This window comes from Psychrobacillus mangrovi, assembly GCF_037104765.1.
GTDB lineage: Bacteria > Bacillota > Bacilli > Bacillales_A > Planococcaceae > Psychrobacillus > Psychrobacillus mangrovi.
Window position 1 is genome coordinate 249,924 of sequence record NZ_JBAWSY010000003.1, and the last position, 17,926, is coordinate 267,849.

The window sequence follows — 17,926 nt, forward strand, 5'->3', positions numbered from 1 at the left end:
GTGAATAAATATGGAAAAAACAATTTTAGAATTGCTAGAAGCGACTTATCAACATAAAGCTTCTGATCTTCATTTAACAGTTGGTTTACCACCAATTTTTCGGGTTCACGGGCAATTAAGAAACTATGGTGATACTAATCTTTTGGAAAATGATACAAAAACAATGTTGCAAGAATTACTACCTATGGACAAGCTAGAGGAGTTTAATGAAAAAGGAGAATTGGACTTTAGTTTTGAATTGCCAGGATTATGTCGATTTCGTATAAATGCGTATCACCAACAAAGTAATGTTGCTATAGCTATACGTATGATTGAATCCAAGATACCTTCGATTGAAGATCTTGGAATGCCGAACCTTCTTTATACACTCGCGGATAAACCCCAGGGTCTTATTTTAGTGACTGGCCCAACAGGTTCAGGGAAATCAACGACACTCGCTTCTATGCTGGATTATATTAACTCGACAAAATCTAAACATATTATCACACTTGAAGATCCAATCGAGTATGTGCATTCACATAAAAAATCGATTATTAATCAAAGAGAAGTTGGTGCTGATACGAAGAGCTTCGCCAATGGGTTACGCGCGGCTTTACGACAAGATCCAGATGTTATCTTAGTTGGAGAAATGCGTGACTTAGAAACAATTTCAACTGCAATTACTGCAGCTGAAACAGGACACTTAGTCATGGCTACATTGCATACAAGCAGTGCGCCTACTACCATCGACCGTATAATTGATGTATTTCCACCACATCAACAAGGACAAATTCGAATACAATTAGCAAATGTTCTACAAGGAATTATTTCACAGAGACTTTTTATTCGAAAAGATATGGAAGGCCGAATTGTAGCTACAGAAATTTTGGTTCAAACTCCTTCCGTAGCAAATCTTATTCGTAATGAAAAAGTACATCAGATTCAAAATGTTATGCAAACTAGTAGAGCACTTGGTATGCATACACTTGAATCATCTATTCAGCAATTGGTTCTAAAAGGTAAAATTTCACTGGAATCAGCTCAGCCTTATATGGTAGGTGACTATTGATGGTTGTCTTTAAGTACAGTGGAAGAACGTCCAGAGGAATTGTAAAAAAAGGTGTAGTTGATGCTTCCAGTAAACAATTAGCTATATCTAAATTACGAGCACAAGGAATAAATCCAAGGGAAATAGAAGAGTCAAAGAGTATATTGCACAAAGAACTTTCGTTTGGAAGCAGAGTAAAAAATGAGGATTTTGTTATTTATAGTCGTCAATTTGCAACTTTGATACGTGCGGGTGTTTCCATATTAGAATCTACTAAAATATTAGCCGAACAGACTTCTAGTAAGACATTAAAAAAGGGACTACAGGCAATAGAAGAGGATGTTCGTTCAGGGGTATCATTTTCAGATGCAGCATCCAAAAATCCAAAAGTTTTCCCTACATTGTTTGTAAATATGATTAGGGCTGGAGAAGCAACAGGGAATTTGGATGAATCGTTAGAGCGCTTAGCTTTTTCATATGAAAAACAATTTAAATTAAAGAAAAAAGTACAATCTACGATGGCTTATCCAGTTATTTTATTATTTCTCACAATGATCGTCACAGTATTTTTAATGTTAACAATCGTACCGCAGTTTGTATCGATGTTTAACGATATGGGTGCGGAACTCCCTTTAATAACAAAAATAGTGATGAATTTAAGTGAATACCTACAATCATCCTGGTATATCTTTTTGGGGTTTATTCTAATCATATTAATCGTTTTTAACTATTTGTATAAAAAGAATGATTCATTTAATTATACCATTCACTTGATATTATTGAAGATTCCTGTATTTGGTAAATTGCTTCAGAAATCAGCGCTTGCAAGAATGACTCGAACTCTTTCTTCTTTATTTAGTAGTTCTGTTCCAATTTTACATGCATTAACAATTGTAGAAAATGTAATTGGTAATCCAGTGATAGGGAAAGTAGTTAGAGAATCACGGACAAGCCTTGAACAAGGAAGTACACTTTCTGCACCACTTGCAAAAAGTTGGATTTTCCCACCACTTGTGACTCAAATGACGGCAATTGGTGAACAGACTGGTTCATTAGATTATATGCTCGAAAAAATTGCAGATTTTTATGAGGATGATGTTGATCGAACAGTGGATACCCTCAAATCACTAATCGAACCACTCATGATTGTCTTTTTAGCGGCGGTTGTTGGAACGATTGTGATGGCTATTATGGTACCGATGTTTAGTATGTATGAGCAAATTTAATAATTAATTTCCATTGGAAGGGGTGATAAGCTGTAAAATTAAAGTGTCTTGAACCACCATATGAATTGAATGAAATCAACACGAGGAGGAATATGAAAATGAAAAAATTTAATAAAATACTTAAAAATCAAAAAGGTTTAACCCTTATCGAGCTTCTTGCAGTTATCGTAATTTTAGCTATTGTTGCAGCAATTGCTGTGCCTGCGATTGGAAATATTATAAGCAATTCTAGAGATAAAGCTATATTAGCTGATGCTTCAAATATTTTAGCTGGTGCTAAACTCGCTGTAATCGATAATAAATGTGATGATACTACAACCGCAGGTACTATTTCTTGTGATCAAACCGTTTTGGAAGATTATGTTGAAGGAATTACTGGCTCAGGTATTACTTATTCAGCTGCCAAAACCTCAGATGCTTGGAGTGTAACATATTCGAAGTTTGATGATATTAAAGGTACTGATTATAAAACAGGTTTAGGAACAAGTGATACAACAATGTCTGAAACAGAATTAAACACAAATTTAAACAATTAATAATATATACAGCAGACCCAGTCTGCTGTATTCTCCCTTATTTTCACCCTTGAGCAAACGAACAATCGTTTTCTGAAACGTGAAAATAACACCAACGGATTAAAGGAATAAATGGGGGTTACTAGCTATGTTCAAAAGTAAAAAAAAGAAGCGTTTTATTGCTTTAGAAATAAATGAATACGTAATAAGAGCGTTCGTGATGAATAGCCAAGATCCCAATCAAGCAAAAGTTTATGAGCACCAGTTAAGATTAGGAATTATTGAAGATGATACAATTCGTGATGAAATGGCTTTGTATGATGAGTTGAAACAGCTTGTAAATACTTGGGGGATTAAACGAAATGAGGTGCGTTTTTTTGTACCTGATAGTTCTGTGATGATGAAGACATTTGAACATCCAAAAGATGTGACTTCTGATAAATTAAAAGCTTTTGTGGAGATGGAATTAGGACAGACCATTCATTTGCCTTTTTCCTATCCACTGATTGATGTGTATGATGACAAACCAAATGACGGGGAGGCGACTCTATTTGCCGCTCCTTCTGAGGAAGTTATTAAAATGTCTGGTTTATTTGATGATTTGTTTTTAACCCCAACAGTAGCGGATGTACGCTCATTATCAACGATTCGATTATTGGAACGAATGAACATGTTTATTGAGAAAAAAAGTTACCTGATCACAGATTGGTCCATTACAGGTGTGTCCATCAGTATTTATACACCGGGTAATCTTGAATTTCTTCGATATCAAACAATTGATACTCCTATGCAAAAATGGCAGAGTCGACAAGTTAGTGAGCAAGAGGTTCAATCTGTTTATGAAGGAGAAACAGAAGACTACCGTGTGCTATTGATCGATCAAATTGCTGAGATTGAAAGAATCTTAAACTTTTACCTATTTTCATTGAATAAGGGAGAAAAGGGAGTAGACGAAATAATTGTTTTAGGTGATTCTACTGAAATGGACTTTATAGTAACTGAATTGCGTTCGAATTATGTAACCCCGATTAAGCTTATTGATGATAGTACTGTACAATCTATTTATCCGAATTTTAAAGCTAAACATGTACCACTTATTGGACTTGCTTTGAAGGAGGTATTGTAATGGTTCCTGAAATAAATTTACTTCCCAAGATGGAAAGTAAAAAGTCCAATAACCTTATAATCATACTGAGTATTATTTTGGTAGGAGCTCTTATTTTATTTTTAAGCATTCAATTTTTATCTTTAAAGAAAGATATAAGCACTTTAACTACTGAAGAAACTAAAATTGTTGCTGAACGTGATGTTTTAGTTGCTCAAGTCTCATCAGCAAATACAGGATACCAAGGGAGTCTTTCTGATTCTGTTTCTTTTGTAGAAAGTGTTTCCTATCCTGTTAGTCCATTAATAGAGGAAATTCATTCGCTTTTGCTTTTAAATACATACTTGCGTAATTATGAGTTTGGGGAATCAGAGATTATCTTCGACGTGGATTTTGAAACAATGAATGATATTTCTATATATGTGGAAAAGTTATTAAACAGTGAATACTTTACAGATGTGCAAGTACAAGAGATTAATAATTTTGTCCCTCCAGGAAGTACAGAAGAAAGTGCAATTATAGATTTTGATATTCAATCTCGTTACTCTGCCAAAATAAAACTAACTATTGATCAAACATATTTAAGTGAGGTGCCCGCTAGTGAATGAATTATTTAGTGATAAGAAGACGGGTTTCCTCATAGTTGTTGCTTTAGTGTTTGTCGTTATTGGTGCAATCTATTATTTTCTAATATATCCTCTCAATGAAGAAAAGCAATTAAAAGAAGTAGCTGTCAATAATGTGCGAACAGAGGTTGCTGTGTTGCAATCAGAATTAGCTTCTCCTGAAGTAGAAGAAAGTGAAGTAAATACGTTTTCTTTAGAGAAAAAAGTTCCACTTACTCGAGAATTAGACAGGTTAATTCGTTCCATAGAAAAAGTTGATCTTATTAGTGAATCAAAAATAGAATCTATTAGTTTTAATAACTATGACGAGGTTGTCGCTGAATCTAATCTAGCTCACACACAAAATGACGAAGAGACAGTTACAGGGAATTTAGAAGGTGATACTTCAACAGAAACAGAAATTTTGGAGGATGGAACTTTAACTGAATCTGAAATAGTAACTCCCGTATCGCCAATGGCTAATATTTCATTACCTCCTCAGCTTAAGTTAATAACATTTAATATAACGCTGTTAACAAAAGATTATGACCAGTTAATAGTTTTTATAAAGGAACTAGAGAAATTAGAAAGAATAGTCCGTGTTGATCGAATAGAATTTAATATGCCAGGTGAAGAACAAAATTACGACATAGATTCAAAGAAGACTGCATATGCTGAAATTCAAGTAACCACGTTTTATCACGATGGAGAGAAGTAAGGTGTTTACTACATGGAAATAGTAATAACTATATTATTTTTCATATACGGCCTAATTTTTGGCTCTTTTTTCAATGTGGTTGGATTACGCATTCCAAAAGGGGAGTCAATTGTACGTCCACCTTCCCATTGTACTGTCTGTGATCGGAACCTCACTACTCGTGATTTGGTGCCTGTCTTTTCCTATTTGTTTTTAAGAGGAAAATGTCGTGGCTGCGGGACGAAGATTCATTGGATGTATCCAGTGATGGAACTTGTCACCGGACTCTTATTTGCTTTTGCTTATTTTCAACTTGGTTTTACTTTAGAGTTGGCTGTGGCAATCTTGTTCATTTCTTTGCTTGTCATTATTACCATTTCTGATATAGCGTATATGCTCATTCCTGATAAAATTCTTCTATTCTTTTTAATTCCTTTAATAGTTTTTAGAATCTTCTCCCCTTTAACTCCCTGGTGGGATAGTATTTTAGGAGCTATTATTGGGTTTGGGATATTGTTTCTAATCGCCGTATTGTCGAAAGGTGGTATGGGCGGCGGGGATATTAAATTATTTTTTGTGATTGGACTTGTTTTAGGTACTACGCATACGCTATTGACGCTCTTTTTAGCTTCTCTTATAGGAGCGATTGTGGGTGTTATAACTTTGAGAATAGCTAAAAAAGGTCGTAAAACACCAATACCTTTTGGACCTTCTATTGCAATTGCTGCTATTATTGCTTACTTTTTCGGCAATTCCCTTGTCGATTGGTATATGAATATGTTTTTTTAACTCGATAAGTTTTTTGGGCGAGCCGACATAGGTCTCGTCTTTTTTTATGTACTTAGTGATAAGGTTGTGGGTAAAAGGGGTGAGCAAATGCCGATTAGAAGGCGAAACCCGAGAAAAAAAGTAATTTTAGCGGGTATACAAGGATTAGTTATTGGAGTCGTAGGAGTATTGTTATTTGGTTTCATATTAAACATGTCGAATGAAAAGAAAGTGGAAGAGCAAGAACAAGTTTCAAGCCCTGCAATCGAGGAAGAACAAGAAGAGAAAATTGAAGTAACTGGGGAGGCTGCTCTACCATTTAAAGCAAAGCAATATGGTATGTTTACTTCAAAGGACAGCGCAATGTCCTTTATTAGCACTCAACCTAGTCTTGAAAAAGCAAGTATTGTCCGAGTGGGAAACGAATTTTATGTGTGGAGTGAGCTTTTTGTAAATGAGGTAAGTACAAGCGAAGGTGAAGTTCTTCCTACGTTTCTTAAAACAATCAATATTTCCGCAAATGCTTGTGCGGATCCTAAGGTGAAAAATATCATTAATATATTACAGGAAGAAAAACTATCAAAAAATTATTTTGACTCTATTGCCAAAAAAGAAGATTATCCAGAGGATATGATGAATATAGTGACTGCTGTATCAACGTTTTCAGACATTTCATCTGTTATAAGATTACATGTTTTGACGCATTATTTGGAGCTGAATGATTGCGTAAAATTGAATTTTTGATATGAAAATCTGACCAAAATGGAATTGTAATGGATTTATACACAATTTCCCTTTCTTCTAAACTTTTGTATCCTATTAAAAAGGGGGAATAAGAATGAATCTTATTACAAAAGATAAAATAATTTTAGCTAGTGAGTCTCCGAGAAGAAAAGAACTTTTTAGTAAATTAGGCGTACCATTTGAGATCCAGCCTGCTGGGGTTGATGAAAAGTTAGATAGTATTTATGGGCCAGAGGAATTTGCTATAGCAATTGCGGATTTAAAAGCGAATGAGATTGCGCAGAGTAATCCAGGAGCAATCGTCATTGCTGCTGATACAACTGTTCGAATAGGACAAGCATTATTAACTAAGCCTACTAATAATGCTCAGGCGAAAAAGTTTATCAAACTCTTATCTGGGAATGTTCATCATGTGATTACTGGAGTTTCTATTATAGGACCAGATATCAATCTTGCATTTTCTGAAACTACTTCAGTTAAATTTTATGAGCTTTCAGATGAAGAAGTGAATGCTTATGTAGAATCTGGTGATCCATTAGATAAAGCAGGTGGGTATGGTATTCAAACGATGGGAGGACTTTTTGTTGAAAAGATTCAAGGTGATTATAACAATGTTGTAGGCCTTCCTATAAGTCGATTATATCAAACGCTATTAAGACTTGGCGTAATAGAATTTGCTAAGGAGACTACAAAATGACTGTAGATTTAACTCCAGCGCTAATGATTCGTGATGTCCATATAGCTGATCGCCCTCGGGAGAGATTGATAAGGCAGGGTGCTCAAAGTTTGTCAAACCAAGAATTGATAGCCATCTTGCTTCGTACTGGTACGAAGCAAGAGTCTGTGCTTCACTTAGCAAATCGTGTTCTCAATTTTATAGAACAAATCCAAGAATTAAAAAATGCCACGTTAGAAGAAATTATGTCGGTAAAAGGCATAGGTCAAGCAAAAGCTGTCCAGCTACTTGCGGCGGTTGAGCTAGGTAGAAGATTATCACAGCAAAAAACAGATGAAAAGTTTACGATTCGCTCTCCAAAAGATGCAGCAGCATATTTAATGACTGATATGACTTCTTTAACTCAAGAGCATTTTGTTGTATTATTCCTTAATGTAAAGAATCAAATTCTCCATAAACAGACAATCTTCATCGGCTCGCTTAATGCGTCGATTGTTCATCCTCGAGAGATTTTCCGCGAAGCTGTAAAAAGATCAGCAGCATCTATTATATGTGCACATAATCACCCTTCCGGTAATCCATCCCCATCATCAGAAGATATTGACGTGACTAAACGACTACTAGAGGCTGGACAGATTATGGGAATCGAATTACTCGATCATGTTATCATTGGAGATCATCAATTTATTAGTTTAAAAGAAAAGGGGTACATGTGACACTGTGCATTTTCCATTCTTTCCGTTATAATGGGAGTTATGACTTTGTATCAATTAAATGAAACTTGCGTTAAATGGAAAGGGAGTAAAAAATAGTGTTTGGATTTGGATCAAGAGATGTAGGTATTGATTTAGGAACAGCGAATACGCTTGTTTTTATTAAAGGGAAGGGTATTGTGTTGAGAGAGCCTTCCGTAGTTGCTAAAAATGTACAAAATGGAGATATTGTTGCAGTTGGAAATGATGCAAAAAATATGATAGGGCGTACACCAGGCTCAATCGTAGCTATTCGTCCAATGAAAGATGGGGTAATCGCCGATTTTGATACTACATCTGCGATGATAGAATATTATTTGAAAAATGCTATGAAAGCTTCTGGCATGTCTTGGAGCAAACCAAATGTAATGATTTGTGTACCTTATGGTATTACTTCTGTGGAACAGCGTGCAGTAATCGATGCAGCGAAACAAGCAGGAGCTCGTGATGCGTTAACGATTGAAGAACCTTTTGCAGCGGCGATAGGATCCAATTTACCTGTATGGGAACCTACTGGAAGTATGGTCGTTGATATAGGTGGGGGGACGACGGAAGTAGCTGTAATTTCACTTGGTGGTATCGTGACTAGCGAGTCGGTTAGAGTAGGTGGCGATGCAATGGACCAAGCTATTACAAGTTATGTACGTAAAACGTATAACCTAACAATTGGTGAGCGTACTGCGGAAGCGATTAAAATCGAAATTGGTTCTGCAAGAGTTACGACAGAGGAAGACACGATGGATATACGTGGACGAGACCTTGTAACTGGCTTACCTAAAACGATTGACATCACTTCTAAGGAAATTTCCAACGCACTTCGTGAATCGATTACATCCATTATTGATGGAGTGAAGAAAACACTGGAACAAACACCTCCAGAATTATCTGCAGATGTAATGGAACGTGGTATTATGCTTACAGGTGGTGGAGCACTGCTTAAAAATTTAGATAAAGTAATAAGTGAACAGACTAATATGCCTGTATTTATTGCAGAAAATCCTTTAGATTGTGTGGCTATTGGTACTGGTAAAGCACTTGATCATATGGGATTATTAAAACGTCAACGAACGAAATAGTAAGGGGAAGTGAGCCATGCCACAATTTTTTTCGAATAAGCGATTAATATTGCTGCTTGTAGGGATGATATTTCTTGTGGCACTCATCAGCTTTTCATTGCGCGATCGGAATCATGCATCTATGCCAGAACAACTTATTAAAGATGTGGTCGGACTTGGACAATCCTTTTTCTCCAAGCCGACTCAGTATGTTACTGGTGTTTTTAATAATGTAGAGTCATTACTTAATACATACGATGAAAATAAACGATTGAAAGCAAGATTAGAGGATTATGCCTCGTTACAAGCAGATGTCAATGATTTAGAAAATGAAAATCAGAAGTTACGAGATATTGTTGATAAAGAAGAAAATCTTCGAGCTTATGATCCCGTCCAAGCAACAGTTATCGCAAGAAATCCGGACCAATGGGAAGAAAAGCTTATTATTGATAAAGGAGAATTACAGGGAATAAAAGTGAACATGGCTGTCATGACTTCTCAAGGGTTAATTGGGAAAGTCATATTAACTACGCCATACACCTCTACTATTGAGCTTTTATCTACACAAAATCCAAACTACCGAGTGTCCGCGGTTATATCAGATAAAGAAGAGATTTTTGGATTAATAGAAGGCTATGATGAAAAGCGAAAAGAGCTTATTTTAAAGAGAATTGACTCTGATTTTGATGTGAAAAAAGGTCAAAAGGTGACAACTTCTGGATTAGGTGGAATCTTTCCTAAGGGTATATTAATCGGAGAAGTGACCGAAGTAACGACGGATGATTATGGTTTGACAAAACTAGCGTATATTAAACCAGCAGCAAACTTTTCTATATTAGACCACGTGATTATTTCTAAGCGTTCTATGTCTACAATTGATGGAACGGATGGAGAAAATACCGAGAGAGATTTAACAGAAGGCGCAGGGGACGGCTCATGATTCGTTTCTTAGTTATTATCATTTCGGTTCTATTATTTTATATGGAACCGATTTTTGGACTTTTCTCGCCTATTGAAATAAATGAGGATTTCTATGTTTTAGTTCCTCGTTTTTTAATCATGTATTTAATATTTGTATCCATTTATTATGATCGAAAGCGTGCAATGATATATGGATTGTTTTTTGGACTCTTGTATGATGTGTTTTTCATTGATATTATTGGATTATATTCTTTTATTTATCCATTAATGTGTTTAGTTGCTAGTTTAGTTGTAAAATATGTACATCAGCATTTACTAGTGGCTACAGTATTAACATTAGTTTTAGTAGCGGTTGTAGAGTTATTATTATTTTTCTTTTATACTTTTATTGGAATAAAAAGTATGACGTTTGTAGATTTTTATAAGTTTAATCTTCTCCCGACAATGATTGCAAATTTAGTATTCTTAGCTATGTTCGGGTGGGGTTTTAAATATATTCTTCTAAATCGGTTTAATCAAAAGGCGTTATTAATGCAAAAATAAAGCTTTTCGGTAGACAGTGGATCTGAGGTGGCTTGATTGACAAAAAAGCAGTTAATATCGATTAAAGGAACGAAAGAGGGCCTTGTATTACGGCTAGACGATCAGTGTTCATATGCAGAGCTTTTAGAAGAGTTAGCCAAAAAGGTTTCGGATGAAGGTTTTGAAGGTCAAGCTGAAGTGCTTTTACAACTTGGAAATCGTTATTGCAACGATGAACAGGCCAAAGAAATTATTAACTGTGTAGAACAAACAGAACATCTTCGAGTATCGAAGATTCAAAGTGAAGTAATGACTGTAGAAGAATGCAACAAAAAATTGCTTGAAAATCAGTCAGAAACTTATGTAGGAATAGTAAGGTCTGGTCAGGTAATTACTGCTTTAGGTGACTTAGTGGTAATTGGTGATGTTAATCCTAACGGAAGAGTAGTCGCTGGTGGGAATGTCTTTGTACTAGGTAGATTAAAAGGGATTGCACATGCTGGATCTAATGGAAAAAGGGATGCTGTTATTGCAGCCTCTTGGTTAGAAGCCACGCATTTAATAATTGATAATGTAGTAGAAACGATGACAGACGAGTTAAGTGTTTTATCGGAGCATCCAGAAATGGAATGTGCTTATTTACATACAAATGGATCAATAGCAATAGATCGATTACAAGAACTTCGATTAATCAGACCGAATCTATCGACATTTAAAGGAGGAAGCTAATGTGGGAGAAGCAATCGTAATAACTTCTGGTAAAGGTGGGGTAGGTAAAACAACTACAACTGCAAACCTTGGAACTGCATTGGCTCTTCAAGGTAAAAAAGTTTGTTTAATGGATACTGATATCGGTTTAAGAAATTTAGATGTTGTACTTGGACTTGAAAACAGAATCATTTATGATTTAGTAGATGTTGTTGAAGGTCGTTGTAAAGTTCATCAAGCGTTAGTAAAAGATAAGCGTTTTGAGGATAAATTATATTTGTTGCCAGCAGCTCAAACAACAGATAAAAATGCAGTTACACCGGAGCAGATGAAAGAGCTCGTGACCGAATTGAAACGTGATTATGATTATGTTTTAATTGATTGTCCTGCAGGTATTGAGCAAGGGTATAAAAATGCAATAGCTGGTGCTGACAAAGCAATAGTTGTCACAACACCTGAAATTTCTGCAGTCCGTGATGCAGACCGAATTATCGGTTTATTAGAACAAGAGGAATCAATTGATCCACCGAAGTTAATTATTAACCGTATTCGTCAACATTTAATGACGAAAGGTGAAGCACTTGATATTAATGAGATTACTACGCATTTATCTATTGATTTATTAGGGATTGTGGCAGATGATGAAAGTGTTATCACATCTTCCAACAAAGGTGAACCTGTTGTAATGGATCCGTCGAATAGAGCGGCATTAGGGTATCGTAATATTGCCCGACGTATCCTAGGGGAGTCTGTACCATTAATGTCTATGGACATGCCTAAAAAAGGTGTTATGTCTATACTTAAATCTATATTTTCTAAATAATTTTAAGCCGACTTTCAAATAATTTGGAAGTCGGCTTTATTTTGTTCATGAATTTGTCCTAGCCATCATACATTCCTACTAGGGGGAATGTTATGCTATCGAGAAAAAAATGGATGTTCGCATTTGTATTTGTCATACTATTTTTTGCGCTGTCTAAATTTGAAAAGAATGATGTCCTATCAACCAATTACTCTACTGCACTACTTGAACCACAAAAACCAAGTGAAGTATATAATAAAATAATGGCTTGGGTGAATCAACCGGATGACGTAATAAGTGTAAGTGCACCTGTTACAACTCCTCCATTAATTGAATATAAATCAATTCAACCATTTGAAGAGGGAGCTATTTTATCTATTAATGACGCACAAGAGCTTTTTGCTGCAGAAAATGGCTTAATTATATTTACGGGTTATACGAAAAGAACAGGAAAGACTCTTTCTATTTTGTATGATACTGGAGAAACTGCGACATTTGGGTTTTTAGGAGAGTTCAATCAATTACCATATACTACGGTCAATACTGGAGATATTTTTGCGTCTGTTGCTAGTAACTTACTGTATGTTAAAGTAGAAAAAGATGGGGAGATACTAGATACAACCGAACTAGTGGAATGGCTATCACCTGAAGATGAATAGTAAAATGTATAGAGTGCATCCAATTATGATACCTTTTTTTATATTTTTTTACTTATCTGGAGAAGTTGCCGTGTATTCTATAGTGTTTGGATCATTACTATTCCATGAGCTTGGTCATTTATTGGCTGCAAAACTAATTGGAGTTAAAATTATTTCGTGCACTATATTGCCTTATGGTGGGGAAATCAGAATAGAGCAGTTTTCCAAATTTAAAAAAGTACACCAATTTTTAATTGTAATTTCTGGTCCTTTCTTTACATTGCTGTTGTTAGCTTTCACTACTATTATTGATATTCCTCAAAAAAATATCATTGTAATAACACAAATTTTAATATTATGTATAAATTTACTTCCTATTTATCCTTTGGATGGTGGACGAGTATTATATATATTTAATCCAACTAGATATAATGATCTTGTTGGATTCTCTTTAGTTTTTAGCTTCTTGATCTTTTGTGCGAGCTTGTATTACTTTCCTAGGTTACTATCAGTCAGTATAATCTTTTTATACTTGTTCATTCTAAACATTTCTTTTTGGAGATTCCGAAAGTACAAGCTAGCATTTGATAATATCACGAGAAGTGCTTGACGTAGCTTTATAGATGTAGTAATATTTAAATGTTATTGTTTGTAGCAGCACCCGTTGCTACAACCGCTCTGAAAAGGTTTAAGCATTCGAGTAATCGAATCACCTTTAAGAAGGCGAGTCTTAGTCTAAGAGGAGGTGCAGGTATGTACGCAATTATTGAAACAGGTGGAAAACAAATCAAAGTTGAACAAGGGCAAGAAATCTACATTGAAAAATTAGATGTAACTGCTGAGGATGTTGTAACTTTTGACAAAGTTTTATTCGTAGGTGGAGATGATGTTAAAGTTGGTGCTCCATTCGTGGAAGGTGCTAAAGTTACAGCGAAAGTTGTAAAAAATGGCAAAGCTAAAAAAATCATCGTTTTCAAATACAAAGCGAAAAAGAATTATCGTAAAAAACAAGGTCACCGTCAACCATACACAAAATTAGTAGTAGAATCTATTAGTTTATAAGATGATTAAAGTGACTGTTACAAGAGATCAATCAGGTCTTATTCATTCTTTTGAAATGAAAGGACATGCTGATTTTGCTGAACATGGGAAAGATTTAGTTTGTGCAGGTGCGTCTGCTGTATCATTTGGTGCAGTAAATGCTGTCATATCACTAACAGAAATCACACCTATTATTAAGCAAAAAGGTGACGGAGGCTATTTATACGTCGAAGTACCAAGTATTTCAAACCTTGAAAAAGCTGCAAATATACAGCTGATTCTTGAAGCGATGATTGTATCTTTACAAACGATTGAACAAGACTATGGTAAGTATATAAAAATAACCTTCAAAAAGTAGGAGGTGGAACATATGTTGAAATTGAATCTTCAGTTTTTCGCATCCAAAAAAGGAGTAGGTTCGACTCGTAATGGTCGTGACTCTCAAGCGAAACGTCTAGGTGCTAAACGCGCTGACGGACAATTCGTATCAGGCGGATCTATTTTATACCGTCAACGCGGTACTAAAATTCACCCTGGTGAAAACGTTGGACGCGGTGGAGACGACACACTTTTTGCAAAAGTTGACGGTGTAGTACGCTTTGAGCGTTTCGGTCGTGACAAGAAAAAAGTAAGTGTATATCCTGTAGCTCAAGAAGCTTAATCAAAAAATAAAAGGACTGCATTTTTGCAGTCCTTTTTGTTTTCTTTTGAGATAAAAAGAGTTTTACCTGTTATACTAAAGAGGGAAAGCATACATACGGAGCGTGTATATAAATATGGAGTCTAAACAAAATACAATAAACGAAGTATTGCGTCAAACGATGCACGATTATTTAAATAATCTTCATCTGATTCAAATGAATTTAGATATGGAAAGATATGATGAAGCAAAAAATCTTATACGTACGTATTCTTTAAAGTGTACTCAATTTTTCGACGTCAATAATGCTGGGTTACTTCATACAAATGAGTGGCTACAAACGTTTAGTTTAGCTTACAATAAAATAACATTGGAATTTGAAACTTCTATTCAACAAGTAGGGGCAGAAAAATACGATGAACCAGTAAAGGATTATTTAGAGCGGTTTGTACAAACAATTTATCCATTGCTTAAAGGCTATCAGGAACAGATACTTAAAGTCTGTATACTAACTGCGGAAGTATTGGAAGTACAAGTAGAATTAAAAGGTGAATGGTCATCTTATACATGGGTGGATGGAATGTTTAATGGTTTAATGGAAGTGGAGCAAGAAATTAATACAAATTCCCATATTAAATATAAATTAATTGCAAGGGAAAGGTTGGAGTGAATTAAATGTTTGTAGATCACGTGAAAATATATGTTAAAGGTGGAGACGGCGGAGATGGAATGGTAGGATTCCGTCGTGAAAAGTATGTGCCTATGGGAGGTCCAGCAGGCGGTGATGGAGGAAATGGTGGAGATGTAATTTTCGTAGTAGACGAAGGATTACGTACGCTAATGGATTTCCGTTACAAACGACATTTTAAAGCGACTCGCGGAGAACATGGTCATAGCAAGAATATGCACGGAGCTAATGCAGATGATTTGTTGGTTAAAGTTCCACCGGGTACGGTTGTAATGAATGAAGAAACAGGACAAGTTATCGCTGACTTAGTAGAACATGGCCAAAAAGCTATTATAGCTAAAGGTGGACGTGGGGGTAGAGGTAATTCTCGTTTCGCTACTCCAGCAAACCCAGCTCCAGAACTTTCTGAGAAGGGTGAGCCAGGCGTGGAGTTAAGTGTTACTTTAGAGCTTAAAGTCCTAGCGGACGTTGGATTAGTTGGGTTCCCAAGCGTTGGTAAATCGACTTTATTATCCGTAGTATCGTCTGCGAAGCCTAAAATTGCTCCTTATCATTTTACAACGATCGTACCTAATTTAGGAATGGTGGAAACGGAAGATCATCGTAGTTTTGCGATGGCAGATTTACCAGGATTAATTGAAGGCGCACACGAAGGTGTAGGTCTAGGACATCAATTCCTACGTCATATTGAGCGTACACGAGTAATAGTACATGTAATTGATATGTCAGGACTTGAAGGGCGAGATCCTTATGAAGATTACGTAACGATTAATGAAGAGTTAAAACAATATAATCTTCGTTTGACTGAAAGACCTCAAATCATTGTAGCAAATAAAATGGATATGCCAGAATCTGAAGAAAACTTAAAAACCTTCCAAGAAAAAGTAGGGAAAGAAGTGAAAATCTTCCCAATATCTGCGATTTCACGTCAAGGGTTACAAGATTTACTATTCGCAATTGCGGATATGTTAGAAGTGGCTCCTGAATTCCCTCTACATGATTTAACCGAAGAAGAAACAGAAACATCTGTAATGTATAAACATGAAGCGAAAAAAGATGATTTCACAATTTCAAGAGACGATGATGGTGCATTTGTGTTATCTGGAGGAACAGTGGAACGCTTATTTAAAATGACTGACTTTAGTCGTGAAGATTCTATACGTAGATTTTCTAGACAATTACGTGGAATGGGAATTGATGATGCACTGCGCGAGCGTGGTGCAAAAGATGGAGATACAGTACGTCTATTAGAATTTGAGTTTGAATTTATCGAATAGGGAAATGAGGAAACCGTATGAAAGATGTTACACATCAGCGATTCTATTTAGTAAGGGAGGATGTGCTTACCGAAGCAATGCAAAAAACTTTGGAAGCAAAGCATCTTCTCCAATCTGGTAAAGTATCTTCCATTTGGGATGCAGTTAAAGAGGTAGATTTATCTAGAAGTGCTTTTTATAAATATCGAGATGCGGTATTTCCTTTCCATTCGATTGTCCAGGAGAGAATAATAACTATATTTTTGCAATTAGAGGACAGAGAAGGCACGCTTGCAAGACTTTTGCAACTTGTTGCGGATTCGACTATAAACATTTTAACAATTCATCAAACGATTCCTATTCAAGGAAGGGCAAGCGTTACCTTGTCTCTCGATGTAACGGCGATGACCAAACAATTAGACGAATTTATAAATGAAATGAAGCGACTAGACTTTGTGGAATCTGCTGAAGTTATTAGCTCTGGTGCTTTGTAAGGAGGATTTACAATGGGTACAAATAAAGTGGCTTACCTTGGGCCAGAAGCATCTTTTACACACCTTGCTTCGAAAGCGTTGTTTCAAGATGAATTACTTGTTCCAACTCGAACTATTCCAGAATGCATAGAAGCAGTAGCAAATGGGAGCGTTGATATTGCTGTCGTGCCGCTTGAAAATGCATTAGAAGGTACTGTTCCGTTGACGATAGATTATTTATTTCATGAGGCGAACTTATATGTGATTGCAGAAATTCAAGTTCCAATTGAGCAGCATTTAATGGTTCATCCAAATAATGAAAAAAATTGGGAAGAAATAAAAACTATCTATTCTCATCCACACGCATTAGCGCAATGTCATAAATATTTATATTACCGATTTGGAAAAGTTCCTCTGGAACAATCGACTTCTACAGCAGCTGCAGCAAAGTATGTTTCGGAAAATGAGGAGCTATGTATTGCAGCAATTGGGAATTCCTCGGCTGCGAGTGAGTACAACCTGGCAATTGTAGAGCATAATATTCATGATTTCCATTTTAATCATACACGTTTCTTTGTACTTTCCCAAAAAAATCATTGTATTCAAAAGTCAGGGCATATTGACCAAATAAAAACAACCATTATGATTACTTTACCTAAAGATGATCGTTCTGGAGCATTGCATCAAGTGCTATCTGTTTTTGCATGGAGACAGCTCAACTTAAGTAAAATTGAGTCCCGTCCTCTAAAAACTGGGTTAGGACAATATTTTTTCGTTATGGATGTGTTAGAAGATGAAAAAATGCCAATGATGATTGGTGCTATAGAAGAATTAAAAGCTTTAGGTTGTGATGTAAAATCACTTGGGTCCTACAATACATATGAAACAGAAAAAAAAGAAGAGGCTGACACAAAAGGTTACTGAAAGGTACCCTTTTGGTCAGCTCTTTTTAATTGGCTATGTAAAACTTCATTGAACATATCTGGATTGAAAGGTTACTCACCATGAGTCGATCTTTTGCGCTAGCAAATTCTTCGATAATTATAAGCTTGGAGGAGGCACTGAAA

At 35.7% G+C, this 17,926-nt stretch carries 24 protein-coding genes and 1 other annotated feature; all 24 genes read left to right on the forward strand.

From position 1 onward, the window contains the following. Positions 1-10: 10 nt before the first annotated feature. The gene (locus tag WAX74_RS07100; RefSeq protein ID WP_336496957.1) at positions 11-1,048 is read left to right on the forward strand and encodes a type IV pilus twitching motility protein PilT; all 1,038 of its coding nucleotides are present in this window, start codon (positions 11-13) and stop codon (positions 1,046-1,048) included. Beyond that, entirely contained in the window at positions 1,048-2,253 is a 1,206-nt protein-coding gene (locus tag WAX74_RS07105) for a type II secretion system F family protein (RefSeq protein ID WP_336496958.1), read from the forward strand. The genes WAX74_RS07100 and WAX74_RS07105 overlap by 1 nt, the downstream gene beginning before the upstream one ends. Positions 2,254-2,351: 98 nt before the next feature. Further along, positions 2,352-2,789, forward strand: coding sequence for a type II secretion system protein (locus WAX74_RS07110; RefSeq protein WP_336496959.1), 438 nt, complete (start codon positions 2,352-2,354; stop codon positions 2,787-2,789). A gap of 127 nt (positions 2,790-2,916) precedes the next feature. After that, complete coding sequence (pilM, locus tag WAX74_RS07115) at positions 2,917-3,894, forward strand: type IV pilus biogenesis protein PilM (protein ID WP_336496960.1); 978 nt, start codon at positions 2,917-2,919, stop codon at positions 3,892-3,894. Beyond that, the gene (locus WAX74_RS07120) at positions 3,894-4,481 is read left to right on the forward strand and encodes a hypothetical protein (protein WP_336496961.1); all 588 of its coding nucleotides are present in this window, start codon (positions 3,894-3,896) and stop codon (positions 4,479-4,481) included. Before pilM ends, WAX74_RS07120 begins: the two co-directional genes overlap by 1 nt. Then, a complete protein-coding gene (locus WAX74_RS07125) occupies positions 4,474-5,196 on the forward strand; it encodes a hypothetical protein (protein ID WP_336496962.1) in 723 nt (240 codons plus the stop codon). Before WAX74_RS07120 ends, WAX74_RS07125 begins: the two co-directional genes overlap by 8 nt. Positions 5,197-5,208: 12 nt before the next feature. Next, a complete protein-coding gene (locus WAX74_RS07130) occupies positions 5,209-5,964 on the forward strand; it encodes a prepilin peptidase (RefSeq protein WP_336496963.1) in 756 nt (251 codons plus the stop codon). Between the two features lie 87 nt (positions 5,965-6,051). Continuing rightward, positions 6,052-6,687, forward strand: a complete 636-nt coding sequence (locus WAX74_RS07135; protein WP_336496964.1) for a hypothetical protein — start codon at positions 6,052-6,054, stop codon at positions 6,685-6,687. A gap of 94 nt (positions 6,688-6,781) precedes the next feature. Further along, positions 6,782-7,384, forward strand: a complete 603-nt coding sequence (locus WAX74_RS07140) for a Maf family protein (RefSeq protein ID WP_336496965.1) — start codon at positions 6,782-6,784, stop codon at positions 7,382-7,384. Beyond that, positions 7,381-8,079, forward strand: coding sequence for a RadC family protein (radC, locus tag WAX74_RS07145; protein ID WP_336496966.1), 699 nt, complete (start codon positions 7,381-7,383; stop codon positions 8,077-8,079). Before WAX74_RS07140 ends, radC begins: the two co-directional genes overlap by 4 nt. Before the next feature lie 95 nt (positions 8,080-8,174). Next, positions 8,175-9,191 (forward strand): rod shape-determining protein, encoded by a 1,017-nt coding sequence (locus tag WAX74_RS07150; protein WP_336496967.1) that lies wholly within the window; start codon positions 8,175-8,177, stop codon positions 9,189-9,191. A 16-nt stretch (positions 9,192-9,207) separates the two neighbouring features. After that, positions 9,208-10,110 carry a rod shape-determining protein MreC gene (gene mreC / locus WAX74_RS07155; protein ID WP_336496968.1) on the forward strand — a complete coding sequence of 301 codons (903 nt, stop codon included), beginning with the start codon at positions 9,208-9,210 and terminating at the stop codon, positions 10,108-10,110. After that, the gene (mreD, locus tag WAX74_RS07160; RefSeq protein WP_336496969.1) at positions 10,107-10,634 is read left to right on the forward strand and encodes a rod shape-determining protein MreD; all 528 of its coding nucleotides are present in this window, start codon (positions 10,107-10,109) and stop codon (positions 10,632-10,634) included. The genes mreC and mreD overlap by 4 nt, the downstream gene beginning before the upstream one ends. A gap of 36 nt (positions 10,635-10,670) precedes the next feature. Beyond that, the gene (gene minC / locus WAX74_RS07165) at positions 10,671-11,342 is read left to right on the forward strand and encodes a septum site-determining protein MinC (RefSeq protein ID WP_336496970.1); all 672 of its coding nucleotides are present in this window, start codon (positions 10,671-10,673) and stop codon (positions 11,340-11,342) included. Between the two features lies 1 nt (position 11,343). Beyond that, a complete protein-coding gene (gene minD, locus WAX74_RS07170; RefSeq protein ID WP_336496971.1) occupies positions 11,344-12,144 on the forward strand; it encodes a septum site-determining protein MinD in 801 nt (266 codons plus the stop codon). A 92-nt stretch (positions 12,145-12,236) separates the two neighbouring features. Beyond that, positions 12,237-12,782: a hypothetical protein gene (locus WAX74_RS07175; protein WP_336496972.1), complete on the forward strand. Its 546-nt coding sequence runs from the start codon at positions 12,237-12,239 to the stop codon at positions 12,780-12,782. After that, positions 12,775-13,371, forward strand: coding sequence for a site-2 protease family protein (locus WAX74_RS07180; RefSeq protein ID WP_336496973.1), 597 nt, complete (start codon positions 12,775-12,777; stop codon positions 13,369-13,371). Before WAX74_RS07175 ends, WAX74_RS07180 begins: the two co-directional genes overlap by 8 nt. 51 nt (positions 13,372-13,422) lie before the next feature. After that, positions 13,423-13,502 (forward strand) — a sequence feature (ribosomal protein L21 leader region). A gap of 12 nt (positions 13,503-13,514) precedes the next feature. Continuing rightward, positions 13,515-13,823 (forward strand): 50S ribosomal protein L21, encoded by a 309-nt coding sequence (rplU, locus tag WAX74_RS07185; protein ID WP_336496974.1) that lies wholly within the window; start codon positions 13,515-13,517, stop codon positions 13,821-13,823. Position 13,824: 1 nt separating this feature from the next. Further along, a complete protein-coding gene (locus WAX74_RS07190) occupies positions 13,825-14,160 on the forward strand; it encodes a ribosomal-processing cysteine protease Prp (RefSeq protein WP_336496975.1) in 336 nt (111 codons plus the stop codon). Positions 14,161-14,172: 12 nt separating this feature from the next. After that, positions 14,173-14,463 carry a 50S ribosomal protein L27 gene (rpmA, locus tag WAX74_RS07195; protein WP_053588770.1) on the forward strand — a complete coding sequence of 97 codons (291 nt, stop codon included), beginning with the start codon at positions 14,173-14,175 and terminating at the stop codon, positions 14,461-14,463. Positions 14,464-14,578: 115 nt separating this feature from the next. Continuing rightward, positions 14,579-15,112 carry a Spo0B domain-containing protein gene (locus WAX74_RS07200; RefSeq protein ID WP_336496976.1) on the forward strand — a complete coding sequence of 178 codons (534 nt, stop codon included), beginning with the start codon at positions 14,579-14,581 and terminating at the stop codon, positions 15,110-15,112. A 5-nt stretch (positions 15,113-15,117) separates the two neighbouring features. After that, a complete protein-coding gene (obgE, locus tag WAX74_RS07205) occupies positions 15,118-16,407 on the forward strand; it encodes a GTPase ObgE (RefSeq protein WP_336496977.1) in 1,290 nt (429 codons plus the stop codon). A 17-nt stretch (positions 16,408-16,424) separates the two neighbouring features. Next, a complete protein-coding gene (locus tag WAX74_RS07210) occupies positions 16,425-16,880 on the forward strand; it encodes an ACT domain-containing protein (RefSeq protein WP_336496978.1) in 456 nt (151 codons plus the stop codon). 12 nt (positions 16,881-16,892) lie between these two features. Further along, on the forward strand, positions 16,893-17,783 hold the full coding sequence (gene pheA, locus WAX74_RS07215) for a prephenate dehydratase (RefSeq protein ID WP_336496979.1): 891 nt from the start codon (positions 16,893-16,895) through the stop codon (positions 17,781-17,783). The last annotated feature ends 143 nt before the right edge of the window (positions 17,784-17,926 follow it).